The following is a 26,469-nucleotide window of genomic DNA, read 5'->3' as shown; positions in this document are numbered from 1 at the left end:
TGGCTTTTTTTTACAGAAATCCATTTCAGCCTTAATTTCTCAAGCACTCAATGACAAAGACACATTCTGACCTTTAAACATCAGCTTGACATCCTCCCCGCCGTGAAGAGGGTGTCGCAAAACTTCAACAGCTCGTTCTCACGCTCTGAAGTCGTCATTCCCGCGAAGGCGGGAATCCAGCGCCAACGATGGATCTCTGCCTTCTCGGGGATGACAAGGCCAGGGGGACACCGGGCAGTATGGTTCTGGTGGAGAGTCAGTGTGGATTCCCGCCTTCGCGGGAATGACGAGAATGAAGCCGGGAATGACGAGAATGAAGCCGGGAATGACGAGAATGAAGCCGGGAATGACGAGAATGAAGCCGACAATGAAGGGAGTCAACGCGTTCCCACGCCGGAGAGAGTTTTGCGACACCCTCTGAACGACGGGGATTCCTACAGCTAGACGGTCATGCCCGACCGCAGTGTATACCTTACCCAATAGCGGCATACACCTTATTCGACAATCTGCTCTACCTTTCGGATTGTTAACAAACACGGGCAGAAAGCGGAAGGTATTTTACTTTTCCTGTCAGGTAGCGTAATCGCTAAAAACGCCTAACGGATAGTAAAGTAGCACAAGGGGCTTGCTCTGCAAGCCGAGCTTTCATCCCCGTCCTCAAAGTACGGGGTTTTACGCTCATTCGATAAGAATCATTAATCAATACTCATTCTTAATGGCAAATCAGCATATCACCCAATTTGCATGTGGTTCTATTTTTTTGAACTATTGTCCCAAAAAAGACTCTAATCTACTAAATCAACTCTGAATATCATTCTTGATTGCAGGAAAATATCTATCCAGGGAGGGAGCAAGTATGACTCGCATAAATGATAATTACGGCATTGTTGGCCTGTCAGAACCAAAGCAATCCCGGTCAGAGACAATGACCGGAGTCAGTTCGGGGAAGCATGTAACAGCACCTGATAAGCCACAACATTCATTGGCAAATTTGCCCCCCTTGGCACAATCGGAAATTTTTAAATATCTGGATCTTCGCTCTGTTAGCAGCTTAGAAAGAGCATCCCGCCTTTTTCAGGGCGCTACCAAACAAGGCGATACTCTGGCAAAGAATTGGTATGGCCGGTTTCCCTCTTCACACCAGGCTCAATTAAAGACAATACTCAGTAACAAAGATGACAAGCAGCTCACTGAATGGTTGCAGCGCTTTACCGATGATGAGGCGTTAATCGATTCAGTCATGAAACGCCGGGAGAGTGTTTATTTTCCTGCTCTGTTCTTTTTCACTGTCAGTAAAGTGATGTCTCAATGTAAAACATTTAAATTAGAGACAACCAGCATTTCCCATAACAGCAGCATCAACTCAGCGTCCTTAAGCGCCGATGGCCGCCATATGATAACCGTTGGTGACGATCATAGGGTGAAAATCTATGCTCTGGGAGAGGATGGAACACTGGAAGAAAAACTCACCATTTCCCATAGTGGCCGTATCAAATCAGCCAGATTCAGCGACGATGGCAGCAAGGTCGTGACCATCAGCGACGATCACAGTGTGAAAATCCTTGGCCAGGAGGTCGATGGATCATGGCAAGAAAAAACCACCATTCACCGTACTGGCAATATCAGGACAGCTGAGCTCAGCCCCGATGGAAGCCATCTGGTGACCGCCAGTGACGATCACACGGCGAAAATCTATGGCCAGAACGTCGATGGATCATGGGAAGAAAAAACCACCATTTTCCATACTGATAAGGTCAACTCAGCCACCTTCAGCGCCGACAACAAACATGTCGTAACCACCAGTGACGATCATACGGTGAAAATCCACAGCCATAAAGCTGGGGGATCATGGGTAGAAAAAACCACCATTTCCAATAATGGTTTGGACAAACCAACTATCTTTAGTGCCGATGGCTGTCGTGCAGTGACCTTCAGTAGCGATAACACGGCGAAAATCTATCAGAAACTCAATGGATTATGGGTCGAAGAAGATACCATTTTGCATAATGCTCCCATGAAGTCAGCCAGCTTTAGTGACGATGGTCGCCATTTGATAATCCTCAGTGGCGATAACAGGTTGAGAATGTATACCCGGGGGGCCAGTGGATCATGGATAGAAGAAGACACCGTCGCCGTGACTGGTTGGAGCCGCTCAACGCTCTATAGCGAGCAAGGCCTCTATGTAATTGATATCAAGGACAATGGCACTGCGACAATCCTTGGCCGGAACGGCGATGGATCATGGGTAGAAAAAACCACCATTTCTAATAAAGGTCCTGTCAACTCAGCCAGCTTCAGCATCAAGGGGCACCACCTGGTGACCATCAGTAACGACTACAGAGCGAAAATCTACGACTGGGGTATCGATGGATCATGGAAAGCAAAAACCATCGTTTCCCATAATGATAAGATCAACTCAGCCACCTTCAGCGCCGATGGTCGTCATCTGGCAACCGCCAGTGACGATCACACAGCAAAAATTTATGGCAGGGAGACCGATGGATCATGGGTAGAAAAAGCCACTATTTTCCATAAAGACAAGGTCAGATCAGCCACCTTCAGCGCTGATGGTTGTCACTTAGTGACCATCTGTGACGATCACACGGCCAAAGTCTATGACAAGATGGCCGACGGATCATGGGTAGAAAGAGTCACCATTACCCATGAGGGTCGAATCAGTTCAGCCGCTTTCAGCGCCAATGGCCGCCATCTGGTGACCACCAGTGACGATCACACGGCGAAAATTTATGAACTGGGGGCCGATGAATTATGGACAGAAAAAGTCACCATTTCCCATAATGACAAGGTCATATCAGCCAACATCAGCGCTGATGGGAACCATGTAGTAACGGCCAGTGACGATCATACAGCAATAGTCTATGGCAAGATGGCCGACGGATCATGGGTAAAAAAAGCCACCATTTCCCATGAGGGGCCAATCACATCAGCCACCTTCAGCGCCGATCAACGCCATGTGGTGACCACCAGTAAGGACAAAACAGTACGAGTCACTAAATTGCTGAGGAGTGTGGGCAAGCAGCCTAATTGATTCAATCCTGTAGACATGGGTGACGACTGGATTCAGGGTGAGTGGAACTTCAAAGAGAGACTGAAAAACGACCAGAAGACAGAGGTTCCGTTGTACGCTGGAAAAGCTGATCTCAACTGGATCTGCAACAAACAAGGCCAGCAAATCGCTGGCCTTTCCAAGTTTAATTATACCAATCGAACTTTCTAATTCCCTATTGCACTGAAGATTTGAGCCTTAATCCTGCGTTGGCGATCGTCGCCTTGCCTTAAGGCTCAAATATCCATGCTCATCCCGGGAGTTAGAAAGCACGATGGGTCTTACTCGAAAAACATCACTGCAACGATAAGGAGTTCAACCCAAGCACCTTAACCGCAGTCGAAGCAACCCCGGCACCAAAATCTCTCGCAAAACGCTCGAAAGGAGTCAAACGCAGAGAAAAGTCGACAATTTCTTCTTCACCAATTACTTCGCGTGCTACATAACCGGCACTACCCAGACCATCCAGCAAACCCAGTTTTATTGCCTGTTCTCCTGTCCAGACCATGCCGGAAAAGATATCTTTATTATCAGACAGACGATCACCACGCCCCTGTTTTACGACATTAATAAATTGATTGTGGATCGTATCCAGAGACTGCTGCCAGCGCTGAGTCGCTTCAAAGTCCTCGGGCTGAAAGGGGTCATTGAAGGCTTTGAACTCACCTGCCGTATAGTTACGGCGGGTCACGCCCAGCTTTTTCATAGCCTCGACAAAGCCAAAACCGGAAGAAATCACTCCAATGGAACCGACCAGACTGGCTTTATCTGCATAAATCTTATCTGCCGCCGCCGCCACGTAGTAGCCACCAGAAGCACCGATATCCATGACTACTGCGTAGAGGGGAGTCTTAGGATACAAGCCTCTCAGCCGCCTGATCTCGTCATAGATATAGCCAGACTGAACCGGGCTGCCACCGGGGCTGTTAATACGAAGAATAACCCCCTTGGTACCTTTATCTTCAAAGGCTGCACGCAGCCCGGTAACCACAGAGTCGGCATTGACATCATCGGTTCCGATAACACCGTCCAACTCTACAAGGGCAGTATGGGATGCACTGGCTGGAGCACCAGAAAGATCTACATGCATGGCGTTGTAGAAAACACCAACGGATACAAACAACCAGATAAAAGTCAGAAGCTTGAAGAAAATCCCCCAGCGACGTGCACGACGCTGCTCTTTCAAAGCACCCTGGGCCAGGTTCTCAACCAGCTTCCAGGCACGCCCTTCTTTATCACCTGACTGTTCATAGTCATCACTCTCATTCCATGAACTACTCACTCAACTCACTCCTGCTATTTTCAACAAACTTCTCTGTCCCTTATTCGAACGGAGCACAAAAAAAGTTCTTTTTCTATGACTGTCAGTGTTTGCCCAGCCAATCAATCAAATCATCAAAAGAGTCCACCGTATACACCGGATCATACTCTTTCAGCTTGCTTTCATCCTGAGCGCCGTAAGTGACTGCCACACTATCCATACCAGCATTGGCAGCCATGGCCATATCAAACCCGGAATCTCCAACCATAAGCGCCTGATCTGCAGTTACACCGAACTCAGCAAGCAACTGTTCAAGCATCATCGGATGAGGTTTGGAATGGGCATCATCGGCTGTCCGACTGGCCTCGAAGAATGACTGGTAACCGTTAGCGGTCATTGAGCGCTCCAGGCCCGCTCTTTTTTTACCCGTAGCCACCGCCATTTTGATCCTCGTACCTTTCAGATGCTCCAACCCCCGGGTAACCCCGGGGAAAGGACGGGATGGCTTCTGCTCCAGCTTAAGATGAAAGAACCGGTACGCTTCACGATAAGCGGCGACCTGCCCGTCATCCAGCTCAGGATAGAGTCTTGCAACCGCCTCCCCCAGGCTCAGTCCAATTATGCTTTTATAAGTCTCATTTGAAAGAACAGGCAACACCATGTTCTCTGCCGCCCTGACCAGGGCGGTTACGATATTGGGCACAGAATCAATTAAGGTTCCATCCCAGTCAAATACAACCAGTGAATACTCTTTTCTTTCCTTCATACCTGATCAATCTTCTACTGCTTGTCCAGATGTCTGTAACACAAAAAAAAAGACGCCATCAATATCCAAAAAAATATTAATTCCTGATCGTCTCAAGTACATCCTCAAGATCTTCCGGCAAAGGGGCATCAATTGTCAAAGACTGGCCATCCGGCAGAACCAGCTTTAGTTTGGCGGCATGAAGAAACAGTCGCTTCAACCCGAACTGCCTGAATCGTTTATTATCTTCATCTGGCGTGTATTTATCATCTCCAAGAATCGGGTACCCGGCGTGCAGACAATGCACCCTGATCTGGTGCGTTCTACCGGTAACCGGACTGGCCTCTACCAGAGTGGCTGCTTCATTGGCGCAACTGAATCTCTCAAGCACCTGATAAAGGGTTTTTGAACGCTTACCCTCTAAATCCACCGTCACCATCCGCTCTCCGGATCGAAGGGTATTTTTCAGCAAAGGGGCATTCACAAGAACTTTCCTGCTCGGCCAGCGACCCAGGACGAGGGCGTTGTAGATTTTACTGATTTTATCTTCCTTCAGCTGAGCATGAAGATAACGAAGCATGCTTCGCTTTCTGGCAATCATCAGGCAGCCCGAGGTATCCCGGTCCAAACGATGCACCAGTTCCAAACTTCGATCCTGAGGACGGATGTTTCTCAAAGTCTCAATAACGCCATAGGAGATACCACTGCCACCATGAACAGCAATACCGGCTGGCTTATTGATGATAATCAGAGATTTGTCTTCATAGAGGATGGCATCTTCCAGCTTCTGGATAATAACAGCCCCAGGCGTTGCCATGGGAGCCTTTTCAGAAATCCTGACAGGTGGAACCCTTAACAGATCTCCATCCTGAAGCCGGTAATCTGCAGTTACGCGCTTTTTGTTTACTCGTACTTCACCTTTACGGATGATTCTGTAAACCCGGGTTTTGGGCACACCTTTGAGAATCCGTACCAGATAATTATCGACCCGTTGCCCGGCATCTTCGCTGTCAATATTGATCATTTTTACCGCTGGGCGGGGTTCTCCGGCTTGCCGGGAGTCGTTCTGATGTCTATCCATTGCGCTATAGTATCAGCTTTCCGTCATTTGAAGCACTTACAGATTACTGGTATAGTTGTTGCACTGCCTTATGCATATACGAGTAGGCAGTTCGATTTACGAATCCTGAGAGCGGCCGACAGCGGAATTGGCAAGTACGAAAGAGCCATAAAGCCACTTGAACCAGAGCCGATGACACTCAGGACAGATGAAACACCATCACGGCCCAGCCGTGTAAGATAAACAGCGCTACTCTCTGTCAAGCAGTGCACCCCCGGATTCCGGGCGTGAGGAGAACTCCGGGAAGATTGACATTATAATCGGCCTACTTTTTTATCGAGCCAATCGCTATCGATAAACGCCGAAAATTCCCGGTAAAACTGAATTTCCCCGCCCAGGGTGACCCGTCTGAATTAAGACCTGGTCACCGGTTTGATGCTAAATAGTTACAAAGCTGGTTAAAGAAGTACTGGGAAGTAACCCTGATAGCACAGATTATAAACCGGCAGTTCCGCATCAGTGACGGACCGGAAGACAAGAAAACGGGCAGTGCCGGCTTGAGAGGATAGCCTCTTAATGTATTCGGTACTCTATGAAGAGAATGTTAATCAACGCAACTCAGTCTGAAGAGTTGCGCGTCGCGCTGGTTGATGGCCAGCGCCTTTACGATCTGGACATCGAGTCCGGCGCTCGTAAACAGAAAAAAGCCAACATCTACAAAGGAAAAATCACCCGGGTTGAACCCAGCCTGGAAGCAGCTTTTGTCGATTTTGGTGCTGAACGTCACGGATTCCTCCCCCTTAAGGAGATCTCCAGGGAATACTTCAGCTCCCCTCATCAAGGTGGTCGCCCCAACATCAGGGACGTTATCAAAGAGGGGCAGGAAGTCATTGTTCAGGTAGATAAGGAAGAGCGCGGCAATAAGGGCGCTGCTCTCACGACGCTGGTCAGTCTGGCCGGTCGTTATCTGGTTCTGATGCCCAACAACCCAAGAGCCGGCGGCATTTCGCGTCGCATCGAGGGTAATGAACGGGCTGAACTCCGTGAAATCCTGAGCAACCTCAAGATCCCTTCCGAAATGGGTGTTATTGTCCGCACAGCAGGTCTCGGTTGCTCCGGAGATGAACTGCAGTGGGACCTCGATTACCTGCTTCAACTCTGGAGTTCCATCAAGGATGCGGCACAAAAGCCAGCACCTATGCTGATTTACCAGGAAAGCAACGTCATTATCCGGGCAATCAGGGACTATCTGCGTCAGGACATTGGCGAAGTTCTGATCGACAAATCCAGCGTATTTGACGAAGCAGTGGATTTCATCACGCAGGTTATGCCCCAGTACCAGCACAAGGTCAAGCTATACAAAGACAGCATCCCGCTGTTCAACCGCTTCCAGATCGAATCTCAGATCGAAACAGCTTTTCAGCGTGAAGTTGAGCTGCCTTCGGGTGGTTCCATTGTCATTGACCCCACTGAAGCCCTGGTTTCCATAGATATTAACTCCGCCCGGGCAACCCGTGGTGGCGATATTGAAGAAACGGCACTCAACACCAACCTGGAAGCGGCCGATGAAATCGCCCGTCAGCTCAGGCTCCGTGATATCGGCGGGCTGATCGTGATCGACTTCATCGACATGAGCCACAACCGCAATCAGCGTGAAGTCGAGAATCGCATTCGTCAGGCACTCTCCATGGATCGCGCACGCGTGCAGACCGGACGTATTTCTCTTTTCGGACTGCTGGAAATGTCTCGCCAGCGTCTGCGCCCGTCACTGGGTGAAACCAGCGGTGTGGTCTGCCCAAGATGCTCTGGCCAGGGCACTATCCGTGATATTGAATCCCTGGCCCTGTCAATCCTGCGCCTGATGGAAGAAGAAGCTCTCAAAGACAAGACTTCTGAAATCCGTGCCCAGGTGCCGGTCGCTGTTGCTGCCTTCCTGTTGAATGAGAAACGCCAGACCATCGCCAAGATTGAGAAGCGTCACAAGATTCGCATTGTTGCGATTCCCAATCCAAACCTGGAAACACCGCATTACGACGTACAGCGTCTGAGAGATGATCACGTGCTGGAAGGCTCCGAGAGCAGCTACGAAATCATCACTGCCGACGAGCCACAGGAAGAAAAAGTAACCTCTTCACAGACCAGGGCAACTCCACGTCAGGAAGCGGCGGTTAAAAACGTAGCTCCATCTCAACCCGCACCCGCTCTGGCTGAAAAACAAGGCCTGCTGAAGTCTTTTGTCAAAGCAATTGGTGGTCTTTTTACGGCCGAAGAAGCCTCACAAAAGCCTACCCAGGCTGAAACCCAAAAGCCTGCTCCTCAGCAGCGCCAGCCAAGAGATCGCAATAATCAACAGCGCGACTCTCAGCAGCGAGATCATCGTGGCCAACGCCAGCAACGCAACAAGCCACCGCACCGCAAAGAGCAGGCTGATGATCGTCAGGCTCGGAATGAGCGCCGTCGCAGTAGTCGCCAACAGGACGAGAGAAGAGACAACTCGCCCCGTCAGGAACGCGTTGCTCGCCAGCAGCCGGAGGTGCGCAGCTCTCGTCGCCAGCAACAGGAAAGAAGAGATCGCCGTGAGCCTCTGACAGATCAGAAACATCAGGATCAGGCCATTTCCGAGCAGCAGGAAGATAACCGTCGCCGTCGTCGTCCCGGCTCTGCACATCGCAGAAGAAACAACCGTCCCTCCCAGAGAGATCGTAGCCAACTGGAACAGCCCTCACTACCCTCTCTGTCTCAGCCTGAAGAAGGCAAGACGGAAGTACCATCGCAACCTGCTGCCGCCAGAACGAGTGCAGCTGTAAAAGAACCTGTAGAACAGACCTCTCAAAAACAGAGTGCTAAACCGGCTCTTCAGCAGGACCTAAGGGCCTCTCAGGAAGTAGAAGCCCCACTGAAAGCACCGACTGAAAAGATGGCTGCCAGAGAATCTGAACAGAAAGCATCCCACCAGCCAGAAAGGGTCGATGCTATTGCCGAAACGACAGCAACAAGACAGGCTGAGGAAGCGGTTAGCAAGGCAGCTCCTGCCAACGGGCAGAAGCCTCAGGCTGAAGATACCCGACCTGCTAACCCACCAGTTGTTGAGGCACCTGAAACTGCAGCGCCTCGCATGACTGAAATGGCCAAGGCAGTCGCTGCCAGCAGCCACAGGGAAGCATCCCCTCTTCAGCAGCCAAATGTTCCGGTTCAGCAAAGCATTGAGCCCACAGTCGCAAAAGCAGAAGAACCTGCCAAGCCCGCAGCTCCAGCAATTGAGAGCAGCAGGGAAGCCACTGCGGCACCGGTTGCTGAAGCTGCACCTCAAAAGCAGGAGGCAAGCAAAGCTGCCGAACCCGAAGATGCAGCCGAGCCAACATCAAATGTTGTTGAGTTCAGCAAGAAAGAAGAACCTGCCCCCCGCCGCAGACGCAGCAGGGCTCACAACGACCCTCGCATGAAGCGTCGTCAGGAGCAACAGCAGGCTTCAACAGCCCTGCAGACCGAAAGCAAACCAACTGAAGATGAGCAACCTGCTGTCTCTGCATCACAGGAAAATTAATCATCAAGCCCGGTGAACTATCATCGGGCTGTTATGACTCCAGTGATGAGAGTTCATCATTTCAACACTGTCAGATTGTAATGACACCCATAAAAAAAGGAGAGGCCATGCCTCTCCTTGCTTGTCTTAAAGCTCATAACTTCATGCTTATTACGGGAGTTGGAAAACACGATTGACGTTGCAACTCCGATTACATCGTTACCGCTTTTCAATAACCACCAAAAATGCAGAGGACCAGGGAACTAAAAGAGATAACGCAGGTCTAAAAAATATAAGCCAAGTAAACAGGAGTAAATATTATGAACGTAATCACGAGCCCTTCTGACCAATATTACTGGCCCGCTACTGAATATATGAAAGAGGACGAATGTCCTGTTTGTTATTTTAGTTTTGCAGAAAAAGAAGTATCGGTTACCAAATGCGCCCACAATTTTCACACATCCTGCCTGGTAACCTGGCTAGAGCATGGTGATGTATGTCCTATGTGTAGGACTCCCCTCAAGGAAAGGACAACCCAGCGAGAGGACTCACTTGTTCATTTCTTGATAGAAGCTGGTAACGTCACATCTATCCAGCACCCGGAGGGTCCAGACCTTAATCCTTTGTATATGTTAAATTTGTTGTTTCAAGCTCGCGTCAACTTCATAAATAGCGATAGCATATAAGCTAGCGGACTTTAATCCCTGAGATAAGAGCTTGTTCTTCTTCACCTGAAAGTCCGCCGGATTCTGGTTAGTATATGGTTGAAAGTCCTTTAACGGATGAAAATTTAATCTGGTATGGCTACAAGTGCTTTTTGGTTCTCTTTAACCATTAACCTTTTTTTGAGTAAAAGCACTTTTTATGAGCGACAGTGATCCGTTATTCGCAAATTACCATCTCTATCGCGCAATTTGCCATAACCTCTTTAAGCGGCTCAGGTGGCTCAACATCCGTGAACAGGACATCAATCTGCTCAAGATGACCCAGCCTGACCATAGCACTGCGACCATATTTACTGTGATCCGCTGCCAGGAAACAGTGTTTGGCATTACCAATCATGGCCTGAGCGACCCTGACTTCATGGTAATCGAAGTCCATCAGGGCACCGTCCATATCGATGCCACTGATGCCCATGACGGCATAATCCACTCTGAATTGCTCAATAAAATCCCGGGTTGCCTGACCGACAATACCGCCATCACGATTACGGACTTCCCCCCCTGCAATGACAACGGTAAAGTCTTCGCGCTGTAGCAAAATTGACGCCACATGAAGGTTATTGGTAACGACTCTTAACGCCTTGTGATTCAACAATGCCCTGGCCACAGCTTCAGTTGAAGTACCGATATTGATAAACAGTGATGCACCATCGGGGATTCTTTTTACCAGCTCGGCAGCAATACAAGCCTTTTCTTCACTCAGGCTCATCTTGCGCTCTGAATAAGCCGTGTTGACTGTACTACTGGACGGCATACCTGCACCACCGTGATGCCTTGAGATCAGGTTCTTTTTGTCCAGCTCATTCAAATCTCTGCGAATCGTTTGGGCAGCCACTTTAAAGTGTTGCACCAATTCATCGGTCGTCATAAAGCCATGCTGACGAATCAAATCAACAATCAATTCCTGACGATGGGTCTGAGGTATAGAAGATACAGCAGCTGTCTTGGCAGTCATCCGAAAACTCTTGTCAGCTAAAACACCCTGCGCAGCAGAGTGTCAATCCATGGAGATATTCCAATCAATCCCTTCAGGATACCAACTTCAAATGCTCGTGGCGAAGAAAATTCGAACGTCTCCAGTGGTTGCAATTACAGTCCGGACAGCAATGCATCATCCAGATTGTAGATATCCTGCCTGAAGCGGACACGACCATGACTGTCTGGCCAGGCAGTGAAGTAAACAAAATAGAGTGGAACAGGCTTTCTGAGTTTTAACTTGCCCGTCTCCGAAGTGGCTTGCAAAGTCCTTGCTTCATTTTCCATTCCCTGGCTTTTAAGAATATTGCCAATTAAATGTTCAATATTTTCAACCCGGGTGCAACCGGAACTGAAGGCTCTGACAGATTCCTTAAAAAGATCCGGCTTGTCAGTATCATGCAGGTAAATACTGTAGGCATTGGGAGAGTCGAGCTTATATTTGCCCAGTGGATTCACCTTCCCCGGCTTCTGCTCCAGACGATAGGGAAAGACTCTGCGATTGTATTTTTTCCAGTTAATCGTGTCAGGATCCAGCTCTCTTGCAGTTGACTTCCAACTTTCATACACAGAAAAACCCTCACGTTTCAGGAATGCAGGATCTTTCTGAGCCCTCCTCAATATCGAAGTCGAGGAAATAGAGCTAGGTACCCGCCAGTATGGATTCACTGTAATACTCTCTATACTTTCCTGAAAAATCGGAGTCTGGCGAGAAGGCTTGCCAACAATGGCGCGATAAAGCCTCTGTTTTCTTTGACTCGTCACCCAGGCCACATTAAAACCGGCAATATCCACCAGCACATGAGGATAAGGCAAGGATCTGGGCATCCACCTCATTCGCTCCATATTCACCTTCAGGACTTTGATTCTCTGAAGGGTTAATGCAATCAGAGCCTGACGAGTGCGCTCACCTACATATCCGTCTGCACGAATTCGATACTGCTTCTGTAATGTCTTGACCACTGACATGTGGGATCGACTGTAATACCCTGTCGGCAGACGATCAGCCAGATCCAGATCAAATAACCATTGGTTCAGAATCAAAATGGAAGGATGCCGATCCCCTTCTTGCAGCACCATACTGGACGGAAAGTGATCAGCAGCCGTCTCCAGATAGGTATAAAACCGTTGTAGCGCTCTCATCAACAACTCATATTGCGGCAGCCTGGGCTCAATCATATCAAGCGAGTTAGAGTCCATATGCTCCTGCAATACAGGCAAAGTAGCTGTGTCTGCAATTCTCCACCCCGGCTGATAAACCCTTCTGTCCAGTCGCCCGGTATCCAGATAAGCCGCAAATTCGTAAGCGACTTTTCGAACATTCTGCTCGGAGGGATCAATCGCCAGCTGCAACCACTGACTCTGTGGAAATTCAATACCATGCAGGGGTGCTGTCGACATCCAGCTGATCAACTGCTCACTGGAAGCAGCTTGTGAATACCCTTCACTCTTGATTTGGATTTCGGGATCTGAAGATACTGAAGGGACTGATAACCAGTCCTCGGCGGACACGGTTGTAGCAGATAGGTTAACAAAGAGGTACGGCAATACTAACGATAGAAAAACACGCATGAAAGCTCCATTTACAGTACAAGCCTCACTGCATAAAAGGCTTTCATCGAACAGAAAACATCTCGCACTTTCTTAAGAGTAGACAGCCTGAAAAAGGGAGTTTTTCTTTATCATCAGAAGGGAAGGGGAATGCCAGAAAACTGGCACTCGTGATTGGAAAAGCTCAAGAAATTAATAGACTCTTGGCTCCATCTCCAGCTCGACGCCAAATTTATTACGAACCACGGACTGAATATGCTTGGCCAGCCCCAGCAAATCATCGGGCTCTGCTCCACCATGATTGACCAGTACCAGAGCCTGCTTGTGATAAGTGCCTACCGATCCCTGACGAAAACCTTTCAGACCCGCCCTGTCGATCAGCCAGCCAGCGGCCAACTTCCAGCGGCCTTCAAAGGGATAAGCGACGATATCAGGGTAATCTGCCTGTATCTTCTTCAAAAGTGCTTCATTCACTACAGGATTCCTAAAGAAGCTACCGGCATTACCCAGTTTCAGAGGGTCAGGCAATTTTTCCCTGCGAATATCAGAGACAGCCTCACTGATCACAAGAGCATCAGGGTTTCCGTCTGAGCGCCGCTCTACTTCCTGCTGTAAATCACCATAAGAGAGTTTGGGCGACCATCTGGCATCAAGAGCAAACGAAACAGACGTGATTATAAAGCGGTCTCGAGCTGATTGCTTGAAGATTGAGTCACGATAGCCAAACCGGCAATCCTCAAGAGAAAAGCTTTTCAGTTCTCCGGACTGGATATCCAGTGCTTCCAAACTGCGAAAGTAATCTTTGATTTCAACGCCATAGGCCCCAATGTTCTGAATCGGTGCTGCTCCAACACTCCCCGGAATCAGGGAGAGGTTCTCAAACCCGAACGCCTGTTCAGACAGAGTCCAGCGGACAAACTCATGCCAATTCTCACCCGCTCCCGCTGTCACGGTGACACATTCATCTTCACGGGAGATCACCTTTTTGCCAGGAATATTGATATGGACAAACAGAGCCTCCTGATTACCACTTAACACCAGATTGCTACCACCACCCAGGGGAACGAGGGGTAGATTCTTTGTGTTTGCAAAAGCAATGGCCTCGCGGAGATTCTCAACCGAAACGGCATCAACGAAATAACGGGCATTGACCCTGAAACCAAAGGTGTTCAGGGTCTGGAGGGAATAATTTTCAAGAATTCTCATGAACTACCGCAATTCACTCCGATCATGATGTTTGATGTGCTCCAACAGTGACGCCCCGCCCTTCTCAACCAGAGACAGCACCTCGGTAAAACCCTGCGCCCCACCATAATAGGGATCAGGCACTTCACGTTCCGAAACATCACTGAAAGACAGAAAAAGTTGTACTTTATGGCGGTACTCAGGCGGGCAGATATCCAGCAAATCCCGGAGATTACTCTCATCCATGGCCAACACATAGTCAAACTCTTGAAAATCGGAGGTCAAGACCTGCCGTGAACGAATAAACGACAGATCATAGCCCAGACGTGAAGCTTCTGCTATTGACCGGCCATCGGGCTCTGCTCCCTTGTGCCAGCTACTGGTACCGGCTGAATCCACCCCGATCTGACCAGATAAACCGGCCTGCTCCACTAAATGAACAAACACACCGTGAGCGGTGGGAGAACGACAAATATTACCCAGACAGACAAAAAGTACCCGAATCATTCTTTTACCCTTGCTTGGCTGCCAATCAGGAAATATCTGCCAGCCTGTTCTCCATGAGCCCCCTGATCACTTCAAGATCATCTTCCGTATCAACCCCGTGGGGAGGTGTCTCCATGGCGTCAGCCACATGAACACGATGACCATTCCAGAGCAGTCGCAACTGCTCAAGCGACTCAACGGACTCAACCGGACTCTGTTGCCACTGTACGTATTGATTCAGCAGGTTGACACGATAGGCATAGATACCGATATGGCGTCTGAAAATATCCACCTTAGGCAGAACTTTAGCACTGTCAGCAAAGTCATCTCTGGCCCATGGCACAGGAGCACGACTGAAGTAGAGAGCAAACCCTTCATGATCAGTTACTACCTTGACTACATTGGGATTAAACAGATCTTCCCGATTTCGCACAGGCTCCGAAAGGGTCGCAGCACCGGCCGAGTCAGCCTGGATGAGATTATTAGCCACCTGATTAATGACTTTTGCCGGAATCAGTGGCTCATCCCCCTGCACGTTAACAATCACCTCATTGTCACCCATCTCATAAAGGCGGGTAACCTCCTGAAGACGATCGGTTCCGGAAGGATGGCCGGAGAGCGTCATGCAGGCCTCGGCATCGAAACTTTCAGCCACTTTGACAATACGCTCATCATCCGTCGCGATAATGACGCGAGTGGCGTGGCTCTCACAGGCCCGCTCATAGACGTGCTGAATCATGGGCTTACCACAGATATCAATCAGCGGCTTGCCGGGCAGACGACTGGAGCTGAATCGGGCAGGAATAACAACAGTAAACGCAGCATTGGAAGCACTCATCAGGCTGACGTATCCTCTTGGGAAGAAGTCGCCTCACCACCTTCAAGCCGCTCATCAGCAGTCAGGGTGCGGGCTTCGTTTTCCAGCATAACAGGAATACCATCACGAATGGGATAGGCCATGCCGCAGGGACGACAAATCAGCTCAGCCGCTGATTTGTCGTATTTCAGATTGCCCTTGCAGTGGGGACAGGCCAGAATCTCAAACAGCTTCTTGTCCATGGGTATCCTTATCAGGCCGGCTCTGCGGCCCTCGAGTTTCAATCAGTGTCAGAATTCGTTCAAAAACCGGCTCAGGCACCTGTGCCTGGACCGGCAGAAACCAGAAACGGGATTCTGCGAAAGCGGAACATTTTACTGCATCCTTGGCCGTCATGATAACGGGCAGATTGTCCCGAAACTGAAAATCTTCTTTCCTGAACCCATAATGATCGGGAAAAGGATGGGGAATCACCTCATACCCGAGCTTTTCCAGCGTTCTGAAAAAGCGCTCAGGATTACCTATGCCTGCCACTGCATGTATTTTTCCGGAGGCAGGAGGCAGATCTGCTTTTTGCCCATTGACAGGCTTAAGCACACCTGGCTCAAGGGAAAAATGCTCAGAGTGACAATCCAGCGTTCCGGAGGGCTCGCCATTGATCAGCACCTGATCTACTTCCCGGAGTCTGCCAGGGGGTTCCCTGAGAGGTCCGGCAGGCAGAATAAGACCATTACCCAGCATTCTCTGGCCATCAATCACCACCAATTCAACATGGCGATCAAGATTATAGTGCTGAAGGCCATCATCAGCGATGATCAGATTACAATTTTTCTGTTCAATCAACGCCTTCGCTGCTGAAACCCGATCCGGGTCGATCATAACCGGAATATTCAACTGCTGAGCCAACATCACAGGCTCATCCCCGACCAGAGCAGGATCAGAGTCAGGCAATACTTCTGCGGGTAAATGAATACCCTTTCCGGCCCCAAAGCCTCGACTGGCAATCCCGGGCTTGAATCCCTGCTGGATTAATTTTGCCACCAGACTGGCCACAAAAGGCGTTTTACCGGTGCCCCCTACCGTAATGTTGCCAACGATAACAACAGGAACAGGCGACTGCCAGCGCTCGGAGCGCTCTAGTTTTAACCTGCGGTTTTGGGCTATTCGAGCGTATAAAAAGGACAATGGAAGCAACAGTCGGGTCCAGCACCCACAGCCATACCATGACTTGAGAACCGAGTCACTGAATACTGCCTGCCAACGACGAGATTCCTTGCTTTCCATGAGGGGTCAGTTGCTCTCGTAAGAAAAAAATGCCAACGCAGTCTTTCGTGACTGCGTTTGTACCAGAGGTAACAGGCCTTTCAGGCTCATTTACCCTTACTGTTCCGATTCTACTGGTTTGCGCGTTGTCATACTGAGGTTGGCAAAACCGAGCTGACCGGCAGCATCCATGGCGGTGACTACTGACTGATAAGGTGTCTTGGCGTCTGCCGTAATAGTAAGAGGCAGATTGGAGTCTCCCTCACTGACTTTTGCCAGAGCGTTTTTCAATGTCTCCAAACCATTGTTCAAAAGAGACTGGCCATTCACCGCATAATGACCTTCACGGCTGATGGTAATTTCCACCTGAGTTTTCTCAACAGACGCGCTCTGCTCGCCACTGGCTTCCGGTAAATCAATGGCCAGCTGGGTCTCTTTGGTGAAGGTCGTCGAGACCATAAAGAAGATCAGCAACAGAAAGACCACATCAATCAGCGGTGTCAGGTTCAGCGAGACTTCTTCCCGGGACTGGCGACGAAATTTCATCACTTGCCCTCGCGGTCTTTCAGCTTACGCTCTCCCTGAAGCACTTCCACCAGCTTGGTGGCTTCCTGCTCCATGGTCACCACCAGCTCATCCACACGACGGGTAAAATAACGGTGAAAGATCAGACTGGGAATCGCAACGGTCAGACCGGCTGCAGTGGTGATCAGGGCTTTGGAGATCCCCCCGGCCAGCACACCGGCATTACCTGTCCCTTCCAGCATGATCACTGTAAACACATCAATCATGCCAATAACCGTGCCCAGCAGGCCCAGTAAAGGGGCAATGGCAGCCACCGTTCCCAAAGTATTGAGATAACGCTCCAGCTCATGGATAACCCTGCCAGCCTGCTCCTCAATACTTTCTTTCATGATATCGCGGCCATAGCGGGCATTACTGATGCCTGCAGCAAGGATTTCACCCAACGGTGACCCACCCCTCAAGCCACTGACTTTCTTGTTGTCCAGATCATTATTCTTTATCCACTTCCAGACCTGAGACAAGGTATTTCTGGGCGCAATACGCGACGGTCTGAGTGTCCAGAGACGTTCAAAAATAATCGCCATGGCAATGACAGAACTAAGCAGGATTGGCAACATCAGCCAACCACCGGATTTCACCAACTCGAACACAGCTCATTCCCTTCCAGAAGCCTGTTTAATGGAAAGACTTTATCACAGAGCATCGGTTTAAAACCACGCACACCTGCGTATCAACCCTAATATTGCCAACAACACGAGTGCAAACATTGGAGACCCCCTCCTCAGCGCCACCAGTATCTGGCACTTTCACTTTTGTATTTCTTCACGGTCTCAGGCTCCTTCCCCATAACAAAGCTGAGGGTTCCTGAACTGGCCGTGTTGAAGAGAGTCGCTCCCAGTTGTTCAACCCGGCTCAGGGTCTCTGCCGCCGGGTGTCCAAATGGATTTCGATAACCCGATGACACCAATACCTGTGATGGGTTGACCTGAGATAGAAACGCCTTTGAGCCTGAAAAGCGGCTGCCATGATGGGGAAGCAGAAGATAATCTGCCTCAAGGTTTTCAACCTGACTGATTAAATAAGACTCGGTTTTTTTGCCAATATCGCCGGTCAGGAGCAACTTTTCAGTGCCTGCTGTCACTTTCAAAACACAGGATCGCTCATTATCAGTCACCGATAACCGACTGCCTGACAATACCTCGAACGCCACTCCATCCCATTGCCATTTCATTCCGGGCAGACAGGGACTCATTGCCCCTTCAAACCCGGCAACCGCAGAGCCTGAAATAATCTCTGCTTCAGGATATCGCTGATGAATCACGTCAAGCCCACCGGAATGATCATTGTCACCATGGGAAATCATGACACGGTTCACCCGGTCAATACCAAAGCGATTAAGGTAAGGAACAATGATGCCATCCACCGAGTTGAAACGACCTCTGGAAGCCACTCCGGTATCATACAGCAGTGTCTTTCGACGAGTTTGCAAGACCACTGCAACACCCTGCCCCACATCCAGTACGGCTACTTTCACTTCACCTGTTTCAGGATAATCCTTGATGGGGAAAAACAGAGGCAGAAGAAAAAAGGGGAAAAGCACTCTTAACCCAAGCCCTCTGGGTGAAGCCAGAATCAATACAGCTGCTGCCATCAGGACAACTTGTATCAGTCCTATGCTGACCTCGGGCATAAAGACTGGTAATGATGACACGGCGGCTAATCCCATATCCCATAACCTGAAAGCACCATCCAGAAAATGAAGAATCCCGTTAGAGACCGAAGTGAAAACAGGCTGAAGGGCCAAAGCAAGAAAAGCTGCTGGCACGACCAGCAGTCCCATAACAGGAATCGCAACGAGATTAATCAGCGGTGAAAACAGAGATACTGACTGCTCATTGAATAACAACATGGGAGCCAGCATCAGGAAAACCAGCCATTGAGGTTTCAGCCAGAGCTTCGACCTGCCTCCCATACTGACATCGTCATCAGCTTTCATGCAAAGCCGTCCACAACAACCGAAAAGCAAAATACCCACCGCCGAAAAGGAATACCAGAATCCGGCACTGGTTATAGCCAGAGGTTCGATAGACAATACGACACAAAGCGCCAACAGGAACAACGTCAGGGGTCTGGCTTTAATACCCAGTAAAGGGCCTGATAATGCCAGACCGGTCATCACCAGTGCTCTCTGAACCGGTACCGTAAAACCTGCCATAAAGGCATACATCAGGGCAAACAGGAGCCCTGCTCCAGCGGCGTACCGGGGTAAGGTAATCTTCCTCAGAGGAACAACGCCTGTTCGTGCCAGCATCATCATTAACCAGTAACCTGCTGCTGCCATAAGACCTATGTGCAGACCCGAGATCACCATTAAATGAGTGGTACCCGTCTGATTCAACCACTGCCATTGCTGCTGAGAGATTCCTGACTTGTCACCAATTAACAGCGCCGATAACAAGCCAGCAGAATGCTCGCTGCAATGTTGATAGAGCCAGTGTCGCACAGCACTTCTAAGGCGACTTCTGAAGAAAACCATGCTATCTGAAGTCGCTATTTTCTCACCTGTTTTGACATACCCCGTAGCCTGAATATTCTCTCTGGCTGCCCAGGCCTCTCTGTCGAAAACCCCGGGACTTCGATTGCCGTGAGGGTGCTTGATCCGAACCTGTAATGTCCATAACTCTCCAGCCTGAACTTCAGGTGCCCGGTACCAGCTGAGTCGAATCTTTTTAAGATACCCGGCAGTCTCTCCCTCCAGCGTTTTCACATTAAAATCAAAGCGGGTAAGATGCGGGTGATAAGCAGGAATATCAGAGATAAATCCTGTTACTATCATCGCTCTACTTTCTTGCTCCGTGTTGATCCAGCTCTTCTTAAGCCCATCAGCATGTAAAAATCCTGTAAAGATTCCTATTAACCCCAACCCGACATAAAGGAGAACAGGCACCGAAAAATCATTCGGGAAATAACTAGCACCGGGCAAAATGCTCCGAAGGCTTCGATAAACTTTATAAAATCTCCGGAATCTCGACACTCTGCTTAATGGCACTGAATCTGCGGTTTGGACGGCTCCAGCCTCCATGATGACAGACAGCAGCCCCGTTATAATCAACAGCACGCCCAGGACGCCGATAACCCTGATAGACATATCGCCTGGTATTGTCGGAAAAAGAACCGTCAGCACTATTCCCGATAAATAGCTACAGTACCCTGTGGGAAGATTGATAGTGTGTTTCATTTAATCAGTGCATAATGTCGCGCTTTTTGCAGAGAAGACAAGGGTCAGACCCATGATGAGTTTAACGCTTGGATCAGGCTCTCAGCATAGTCATCAAGATTGGATTATGCTGAAAGGTGTGCTGGTTAGATGGCTTTTAACCAACCAATTCTGCAAGGCAATGACAGGCTGAGTGATAAACACTCACAAGATTGCCTGATCAAAACAACCGGAGACGACCGACTTTTAAGGTGAGAATCACTAAACTTGATTCGCTGCTTATGGAACGGTATTTCCACACTGAAGACTGGAAATCAGTCTCAGATCAAAGAAAGAGTACAGTTAAGGGACATGGCGAGGAAACTGATAAAACGCTATCTGCCGGATCCGGGAACCATTAAGAACAACCGACATCTTCGGTTTCTGGGCAGTACTATCCATGACGCCAACCTCTGGCACCTGAATCGACGCTCTGCAGCCAGTGCTTTTTTTGTGGGTGTGTTTTGTGCTTTTATCCCCATCCCTTTCCAAATGGTTGTGGCTGCTGCCATGGCCGTTGTATTCCGCTGCAACCTGCCCCTCTCGGTGGCTCTGGTCTGGATCACCAATCCGGTCACTATGCCAGCCATATTTTATTTCACCTATAAGGTGGGATGCTATATTCTGGATGTCCCCATCAGCGAAACCTCTTTTGAGCTCTCGGCACATAGCGTGGGTGTTGAATTGGCCAGAATCTGGAAACCTCTGTATCTGGGTTCATTAGTTACCGGTGTAATTCTGGGTTTTCTTGGCTACCTGCTGATCAGGCTATACTGGCGCTGGAATGTCGTTCACAACTGGCGCCAGCGACGCAAACGTACAATATGCAAAAAGTCATAGACCCTTCTTTGCCCAAGTTTCCCTATGGCCAGTATTCCAGTCCAGGGTTATAAAAGGGTAAATTTCACTTAAAATGCGACATTTTTATTCTATTACTATGGACAGGAGATCGCTGTCTTCCTATAGTTATCGCCATGAGTTAAAGCACTCACGTTTCGAAAACTTTTTTTGACTTCTCGGTAATCCAAATACTGCCATGCAAAGAAGCTTCCAAAAGCGCAAGCCAAAGCTGGAAGGTCGCGGTGTGCTTGAGAACATCAGCACCGAAGGCCCTCACAGTGACTGGCTGGGTATGCCCGATTATTACATTCATACACTGACCATATCCGATGATGAGTATAAGTACCTCTCAGCCGACAAGACCTTGGATGTTAATGTGGGCGATACCATCGTCTTCCGCTATAAAGAACAGAGCAATGAAAAGCGTATCGACAAACGCTCGCTGGGTATCTACATTGATCCAAGCCAGTATATGAACGATAGCTGATCGATACTTCCCGAGCTGCACTTCCGCTGAAGTGCAGTTTGTGCTGGGTGCCAATCCATATAGCCTTCCTTCCAGCAAGCTCCCCATTGATGGACCCGATAAAATTCAGGGCTGCAGCTGCATGCCCAAACATAAGTCTCACATCATCGTTATTGATAGCCATCCATGGCTCCACCCTTATTCTACGTAAGGATATGCAAGCGTCATTCGATGGTTAGAAAGCTTTATAGTCACCTTTGATTGCCATGAAGGATCATACCTCTCCACAACACCTCGCACTGTCAGATAACTCTTAGAACCCTTTCCTGTGAATTCACCATTAATCTCCCCACTTAGCGTCTTCCCATGAAGATTGATGTTCTGAAACCAAAAACTGAAATGGTTACCATTGCACAGGTTGGCCAAATCCGCTGAGTTGCCATAGGGATTAACCAAAAAATACTCTTCTCTGCCATCAGGAACCAGTTGCAGGGTCAAAATCATAAGACCGCCAGGATTCACATGCAGTTTCAGGAGGAGTTTGTTAATGCCTATGTTATGCAATTTGGCCAGATATTTAGCGTCAAGCCTGTAGGTCCCTGCTGGAATGGCGCAAGGAGTAATCGCATGTCCAAATACATGTGGCGGGGGCATTGTGTCGTAGTTAGGATAAGGTGGGAACTCAAAGCCAATGGCAAAAACCAGCTGTGGAATAGCCCATAGGCTGTACCAGTATCTTTTCATGATATTTTACCTTTTCGTCAGGAATCAGAGCGTTAATGCGTATTGACCAGATTCTTCAGGATAGGCGAAAGATAAGGTCTGTTCTGCTAATACAGGGTGGTTATTATTGTCTCGATCGAAAGCCAACGAATTCTGGCATAAATCCATCAGTACCATAATCATCAATTCGTTGGCGATGCTGCCCAGGACGTAAAGGTCAATAATCTTTCTGGACAGAGGGGAAACCCCATCTTCACGACAATAGATGTTTAATTGCTTCCAATCCCCTAAAATCCCCATATCATTACCATGAATAAAAAGAGGATGACTACTTGTGAAACTCATTGCCTGCCTGGCTATGTTCGCACTACTTTCAGGCTGCACAGGAATTCCTGAACACGTAAAGCCAGTAAAACCTTTTGACATCGAAAAATATATGGGCAAGTGGTTTGAAATTGCCCGACTGGATCACTCCTTTGAGCGAGGACTGAGTCAGGTCACTGCCGAATACACCCTACAACGGGATGGTTCTGTCAAAGTGATCAACTCTGGCTACTCTGAAAAAGACGATGAATACCGTCAGGCAACAGGCACGGCAAAGTTCGTTCGACACAGTGATGAAGGCTATTTAAAAGTCTCTTTCTTTGGCCCCTTTTATGGCTCTTATGTCATCTTCGAACTGGACCAAAAGGACTACCAGTACGCTTTTGTCAGCGGTTATAACAAGCATTATCTATGGCTTTTGTCCCGAACCCCTGAAGTGAGCCAGAAGTTAAAAGAACGGTTTATCCAACAATCCGCTAAGCTCGGATTTGATACTGACCAGTTAATATGGGTCAAACAGTGATAGTCAGAAACAAAACCGTCAGGGCTGAGAACGCGCAACTTTCTCAATCCTTCGGCTGGCCACCTACCCAGCTGGATCATGCTTAACATATTCAAATATCTGACACTCCCCGCTCGTCGCTTCACTCTGGGCGAGGATTCTCGATCGCTCAAATTACCATTGGTCGCCAGCACAGTCACAATCAGCTTTCCAGTATTCGACTGGAAATGAATTCCTATCATTTTATTTATTTTCAAACGGAAGATTACAGCGAGGTAAAATACGGAATCTATGTCTCAGCGGGTGGAAACATTTACTTTATTGCCAGATCTGGCGTTCATCAATTCAAGGATGGGGGCACTCTTTGCCTTCATGTTCACGCAATGCTCTACCGTTTTAAAGTTCGGCAAGTAAGGTATGTAACAAACATTATCAGGCGCAAGTACTCACTTCTACGTTTAAAGACAGTTGTTCTTTGATTCCGATAAACTGGATTAAGCACCAATGGCATACCTTGTCAAAGTTCAACTACCGGCAACACCCCTAAAGCAAAAACGAAAAGAAAATTTCTAATACAGCAACTCAAGATACGTTGAGTGATAGAGACGAAAACATAAGCCTATGACTTTTATTTTTTTGTCGAAGCTCTGATTACTTCCATAAATTTATCTCCGGACTCAGAGTCATACATTTTATTTTCTGTTAGAATTTGATCTATTTCTGCCACCTTGAAAGACAAGGCGATAGATTCCTCTTTAGTAATATTCGCCAAAAGCAGCCTTAAAAAACACATAGCTGTTTTTACCTTCATACAATCAATTTTGGCTAATGCTACACAGGCAGAAGTGATATTATCTGCATCAGATCCATTCGTACCGGAAAACAGATTTATCTTACATAAAGCCCTTGATTTATTTATTTTATGCAATCGGTCAAAAAATAAATCTTTCCTGCTGGTACCAGTGTGGTGGTGAGTTGAAAGAAGGGAAGAATAAGCACAAACTGCATCTTCAGCGAGAGGCATAGCTCTCATGTAAGCGATACTTTCCAGCCCCTTAACCAATCCAACATAAGGGCTCATGTCATAGAAATCAAACAAGTATTCATAGGCATTGGAAATATTGAAATAAGACACTTCAAGTCCTTCTCCCACCAGCATTTTAAATAAACTGGCCATGTCTTTTTCTGAAAAATAGTTTGCTTCTACAGCCTATATAGCATTTTTTTTCAAGGCTGACTTAAATTCATCAAATCGTCTTTGAGATGAAAAGCAGTGCAGCTCTCCCATTGCTTCTTTGTACATTTCAGCAGATTTCAGAACTTTTGATTCGTATATCTCAATGGGAATCCCTTTACGTTTTAAAAAATCCAAAGATAAATGAACCACCTCATAATACTTTTTTGAATTAACCGAAGTTAAATTACTTAAATTCTTTAGCAACTCTCCAGTAAAATTCAAAAGTACTGGATCAATGTCAACTTGTATTATTAACTCTGATATAGATGAAAGCTCAGGAATACAAGATAATAAGCCTGACTCACCCGTGACAATTGATACTCTTCTTGCGCTTATGGGGCATAATTCACGAAGCCCGGTTATCGTACTGACTAATGAAAGCTCACTGCCTCTAATACCACCCGGATACTCGTTAGTGAACCAGAAAGTTGTTTCTGGAGTAAGATTTGTTATTTCCGAAATAGGAAAACGCTTTGCAAGCTTCTCAGCAACCCCTCTCACAGTATAATGTGAAAAATTACCAGACAATTCTTGTTTAGAAGCTGAATTACAATGCTCTCTTGTTATACTTTCCGTACTTTTGGCTGATATGCTTAGGTCAAGATTCATTTTTGATTACTACCTTATAAACCACCTATACCTTTAGACAATATTTTTATTCTTTTGTTCAAAATAACAAAACGAGGAGGTAAGTCCTGCACCGTATGTAACAGAACCCCGGAAGCTTTCTGATTTGTCGCAATTCCAGGCCACGTGCCTGAGAGTCAGGTAGCGGGGATAAGCCCGGAAGCTTTGTCCACTTTAACAAGGAAACGTCGTAACAGTGTTTTCCAACAGTTGCTCAGGGCTATTCCCCCGACACCAGTTCCAGAAGATCATCGATCGTCATAATAGCGTCCATCAACCCAGAACATGGGATGCTCCCCCTCCCAAACGGCTTTAAATGAGCCCAAAATGGAGTTAACCATTTAAACTGGATTAGTCCGAGCGAACCACCCATGACTATTTCAGTACTGGGTATCAATATTGGCAAGAACAGCTACCATCGTTTGGTGTTGATGAACAGGGTCGCAAAGTTATCAGAAAGAAGTTGTCCAGGAAACATCTGCTGGAATACTAAGCCAATCTTGAGCCATGTATTATTATCGTGAAAGCCTGTGGCAGTGCTCATCACCAGGATCAGTTACTTAAGACATATGAGCATACTGTCAAGTTAATCTCATCCCAGTTTGTTAAGCCTTATGTCAAAACCAACAAGAACGAGTGCAACTATTTTTCATCATTTATCAAACAGTAATTGCACCGTTTTCATGGACAAGAACATACGTTCCCGGTCACTTTCTTTCGTTAAGGATTCAAAGCCAAACTGTTCATATAAGGCCGCAATATTATCATTCAAACAGTCAACAATAACAGCATAAGCCCCCATATGAGCATTAATGTCGTATAAGTATTCAAGAGCTTTGATCAAAGCAATCTTTCCAACCCCCCTAACCTTGAAGCCTTTATGAACCGCAAGTTGTGCTAGCAAAAAAACAGGCACAGGATAGCCCGGTAGTTTTTTGGCTAACGACACTGGAAGCGTTTTTCTCGAAATAGAGCCCGGCGCAATGGTGTAAAATGCACAAATCGGGTATTTACCATCCGGCATAGGTTTAGCGGTTGGCAAAAGGATTGTCCGGCTGATAAAGAATCTAATGAGCCGGTTCAAAGCTGAGAGTAGTGGCGCCAAAGAAACCTTGACTATTGGGCTCCACGCAAGAGGCCATTAAAACAGCCAGATCCATACAAGCTTTCAGATCGGCAGGAACATCTGCATGAAAATGTAACTAAACGCCCTCATCTGTAGGTTTCATCAACTCATATTTCTTAACCGACAATTGTCGTTAGCCGAGTCGATCTAACGGGCAGGTCTCTGTGATCTGCCAGAAGCAAACATCT

Annotated in this window: 25 protein-coding genes; 6 read left to right on the top strand and 19 right to left on the bottom strand. The window is 47.9% G+C overall.

Annotation, left to right across the window (positions count from 1 at the left end):
- Positions 1 to 138: 138 nt before the first annotated feature.
- Positions 139 to 381 carry a hypothetical protein gene (locus ACOJUN_RS18315; RefSeq protein ID WP_422133343.1) on the bottom strand — a complete coding sequence of 81 codons (243 nt, stop codon included), beginning with the start codon at positions 379 to 381 and terminating at the stop codon, positions 139 to 141.
- 475 nt (positions 382 to 856) lie between these two features.
- On the opposite strand from ACOJUN_RS18315, the gene ACOJUN_RS18310 reads away from it, so the two are divergent.
- Entirely contained in the window at positions 857 to 3,049 is a 2,193-nt protein-coding gene (locus tag ACOJUN_RS18310; protein ID WP_422133342.1) for a WD40 repeat domain-containing protein, read from the top strand.
- A 313-nt stretch (positions 3,050 to 3,362) separates the two neighbouring features.
- Here the strand turns inward: ACOJUN_RS18310 and ACOJUN_RS18305 are convergent, their stop codons facing one another.
- The 3 genes from ACOJUN_RS18305 to rluC all read right to left on the bottom strand — a co-directional run bounded on the left by ACOJUN_RS18305 (position 3,363) and on the right by rluC (position 6,154).
- Positions 3,363 to 4,349 (bottom strand): S49 family peptidase, encoded by a 987-nt coding sequence (locus ACOJUN_RS18305; protein ID WP_422133341.1) that lies wholly within the window; start codon positions 4,347 to 4,349, stop codon positions 3,363 to 3,365.
- 82 nt (positions 4,350 to 4,431) lie between these two features.
- A complete protein-coding gene (locus ACOJUN_RS18300; RefSeq protein WP_422133340.1) occupies positions 4,432 to 5,094 on the bottom strand; it encodes an HAD family hydrolase in 663 nt (220 codons plus the stop codon).
- A gap of 76 nt (positions 5,095 to 5,170) precedes the next feature.
- Positions 5,171 to 6,154, bottom strand: a complete 984-nt coding sequence (gene rluC, locus ACOJUN_RS18295; RefSeq protein WP_422133339.1) for a 23S rRNA pseudouridine(955/2504/2580) synthase RluC — start codon at positions 6,152 to 6,154, stop codon at positions 5,171 to 5,173.
- A 571-nt stretch (positions 6,155 to 6,725) separates the two neighbouring features.
- On the opposite strand from rluC, the gene rne reads away from it, so the two are divergent.
- On the top strand, positions 6,726 to 9,677 hold the full coding sequence (gene rne / locus ACOJUN_RS18290) for a ribonuclease E (RefSeq protein ID WP_422133338.1): 2,952 nt from the start codon (positions 6,726 to 6,728) through the stop codon (positions 9,675 to 9,677).
- Between the two features lie 299 nt (positions 9,678 to 9,976).
- Complete coding sequence (locus ACOJUN_RS18285) at positions 9,977 to 10,342, top strand: RING finger domain-containing protein (protein WP_422133337.1); 366 nt, start codon at positions 9,977 to 9,979, stop codon at positions 10,340 to 10,342.
- A gap of 196 nt (positions 10,343 to 10,538) precedes the next feature.
- On the opposite strand, the gene ACOJUN_RS18280 is transcribed toward ACOJUN_RS18285, so the two are convergent.
- The 10 genes from ACOJUN_RS18280 to ACOJUN_RS18235 all read right to left on the bottom strand — a co-directional run bounded on the left by ACOJUN_RS18280 (position 10,539) and on the right by ACOJUN_RS18235 (position 20,262).
- Positions 10,539 to 11,303: a DeoR/GlpR family transcriptional regulator gene (locus ACOJUN_RS18280; RefSeq protein ID WP_422137096.1), complete on the bottom strand. Its 765-nt coding sequence runs from the start codon at positions 11,301 to 11,303 to the stop codon at positions 10,539 to 10,541.
- A gap of 164 nt (positions 11,304 to 11,467) precedes the next feature.
- Positions 11,468 to 12,925 (bottom strand): L,D-transpeptidase family protein, encoded by a 1,458-nt coding sequence (locus ACOJUN_RS18275; protein WP_422133336.1) that lies wholly within the window; start codon positions 12,923 to 12,925, stop codon positions 11,468 to 11,470.
- A 171-nt stretch (positions 12,926 to 13,096) separates the two neighbouring features.
- A complete protein-coding gene (murB, locus tag ACOJUN_RS18270) occupies positions 13,097 to 14,110 on the bottom strand; it encodes a UDP-N-acetylmuramate dehydrogenase (RefSeq protein ID WP_422133335.1) in 1,014 nt (337 codons plus the stop codon).
- 3 nt (positions 14,111 to 14,113) lie between these two features.
- On the bottom strand, positions 14,114 to 14,596 hold the full coding sequence (locus ACOJUN_RS18265; RefSeq protein WP_422133334.1) for a low molecular weight protein-tyrosine-phosphatase: 483 nt from the start codon (positions 14,594 to 14,596) through the stop codon (positions 14,114 to 14,116).
- Between the two features lie 25 nt (positions 14,597 to 14,621).
- Positions 14,622 to 15,413: a 3-deoxy-manno-octulosonate cytidylyltransferase gene (gene kdsB / locus ACOJUN_RS18260; protein WP_422133333.1), complete on the bottom strand. Its 792-nt coding sequence runs from the start codon at positions 15,411 to 15,413 to the stop codon at positions 14,622 to 14,624.
- Positions 15,413 to 15,634, bottom strand: coding sequence for a Trm112 family protein (locus ACOJUN_RS18255; RefSeq protein ID WP_422133332.1), 222 nt, complete (start codon positions 15,632 to 15,634; stop codon positions 15,413 to 15,415). Before ACOJUN_RS18255 ends, kdsB begins: the two co-directional genes overlap by 1 nt.
- Positions 15,615 to 16,676, bottom strand: a complete 1,062-nt coding sequence (lpxK, locus tag ACOJUN_RS18250) for a tetraacyldisaccharide 4'-kinase (protein WP_422133331.1) — start codon at positions 16,674 to 16,676, stop codon at positions 15,615 to 15,617. The genes ACOJUN_RS18255 and lpxK overlap by 20 nt, the downstream gene beginning before the upstream one ends.
- Before the next feature lie 96 nt (positions 16,677 to 16,772).
- Positions 16,773 to 17,201 (bottom strand): ExbD/TolR family protein, encoded by a 429-nt coding sequence (locus tag ACOJUN_RS18245; protein ID WP_422133330.1) that lies wholly within the window; start codon positions 17,199 to 17,201, stop codon positions 16,773 to 16,775.
- Positions 17,201 to 17,830, bottom strand: a complete 630-nt coding sequence (locus ACOJUN_RS18240) for a MotA/TolQ/ExbB proton channel family protein (RefSeq protein ID WP_422133329.1) — start codon at positions 17,828 to 17,830, stop codon at positions 17,201 to 17,203. The genes ACOJUN_RS18245 and ACOJUN_RS18240 overlap by 1 nt, the downstream gene beginning before the upstream one ends.
- A 131-nt stretch (positions 17,831 to 17,961) precedes the next feature.
- Complete coding sequence (locus ACOJUN_RS18235; RefSeq protein ID WP_422137095.1) at positions 17,962 to 20,262, bottom strand: DNA internalization-related competence protein ComEC/Rec2; 2,301 nt, start codon at positions 20,260 to 20,262, stop codon at positions 17,962 to 17,964.
- Between the two features lie 486 nt (positions 20,263 to 20,748).
- Between ACOJUN_RS18235 and ACOJUN_RS18230 the strand changes: the two genes are divergently transcribed.
- A complete protein-coding gene (locus tag ACOJUN_RS18230) occupies positions 20,749 to 21,276 on the top strand; it encodes a DUF2062 domain-containing protein (protein WP_422133328.1) in 528 nt (175 codons plus the stop codon).
- Positions 21,277 to 21,472: 196 nt separating this feature from the next.
- Entirely contained in the window at positions 21,473 to 21,763 is a 291-nt protein-coding gene (locus ACOJUN_RS18225) for a hypothetical protein (protein WP_422133327.1), read from the top strand.
- A gap of 177 nt (positions 21,764 to 21,940) precedes the next feature.
- Here ACOJUN_RS18225 and ACOJUN_RS18220 read toward each other — a convergent pair whose 3' ends face one another.
- Positions 21,941 to 22,486, bottom strand: a complete 546-nt coding sequence (locus ACOJUN_RS18220; RefSeq protein WP_422133326.1) for a hypothetical protein — start codon at positions 22,484 to 22,486, stop codon at positions 21,941 to 21,943.
- A 24-nt stretch (positions 22,487 to 22,510) separates the two neighbouring features.
- On the bottom strand, positions 22,511 to 22,849 hold the full coding sequence (locus ACOJUN_RS18215; protein WP_422137145.1) for a hypothetical protein: 339 nt from the start codon (positions 22,847 to 22,849) through the stop codon (positions 22,511 to 22,513).
- On the opposite strand from ACOJUN_RS18215, the gene ACOJUN_RS18210 reads away from it, so the two are divergent.
- Positions 22,824 to 23,312 (top strand): lipocalin family protein, encoded by a 489-nt coding sequence (locus ACOJUN_RS18210; RefSeq protein ID WP_422137094.1) that lies wholly within the window; start codon positions 22,824 to 22,826, stop codon positions 23,310 to 23,312. The two genes, ACOJUN_RS18215 and ACOJUN_RS18210, sit on opposite strands and share 26 nt — an antisense overlap.
- A 607-nt stretch (positions 23,313 to 23,919) precedes the next feature.
- On the opposite strand, the gene ACOJUN_RS18205 is transcribed toward ACOJUN_RS18210, so the two are convergent.
- The 3 genes from ACOJUN_RS18205 to ACOJUN_RS18195 form a co-directional block, all read right to left on the bottom strand.
- Positions 23,920 to 24,468 carry a hypothetical protein gene (locus tag ACOJUN_RS18205; protein WP_422133325.1) on the bottom strand — a complete coding sequence of 183 codons (549 nt, stop codon included), beginning with the start codon at positions 24,466 to 24,468 and terminating at the stop codon, positions 23,920 to 23,922.
- Positions 24,469 to 24,501: 33 nt separating this feature from the next.
- The gene (locus tag ACOJUN_RS18200; protein WP_422133324.1) at positions 24,502 to 25,137 is read right to left on the bottom strand and encodes a hypothetical protein; all 636 of its coding nucleotides are present in this window, start codon (positions 25,135 to 25,137) and stop codon (positions 24,502 to 24,504) included.
- Between the two features lie 670 nt (positions 25,138 to 25,807).
- Positions 25,808 to 26,197 carry a GNAT family N-acetyltransferase gene (locus ACOJUN_RS18195; RefSeq protein WP_422133323.1) on the bottom strand — a complete coding sequence of 130 codons (390 nt, stop codon included), beginning with the start codon at positions 26,195 to 26,197 and terminating at the stop codon, positions 25,808 to 25,810.
- Positions 26,198 to 26,469 lie beyond the last annotated feature (272 nt).

Source organism: Endozoicomonas sp. ALD040 (assembly GCF_049275945.1).
In the GTDB taxonomy this organism is placed as follows: Bacteria; Pseudomonadota; Gammaproteobacteria; order Pseudomonadales; family Endozoicomonadaceae; genus Endozoicomonas_A.
This window is presented reverse-complemented; position numbering and strand designations above follow the sequence as displayed.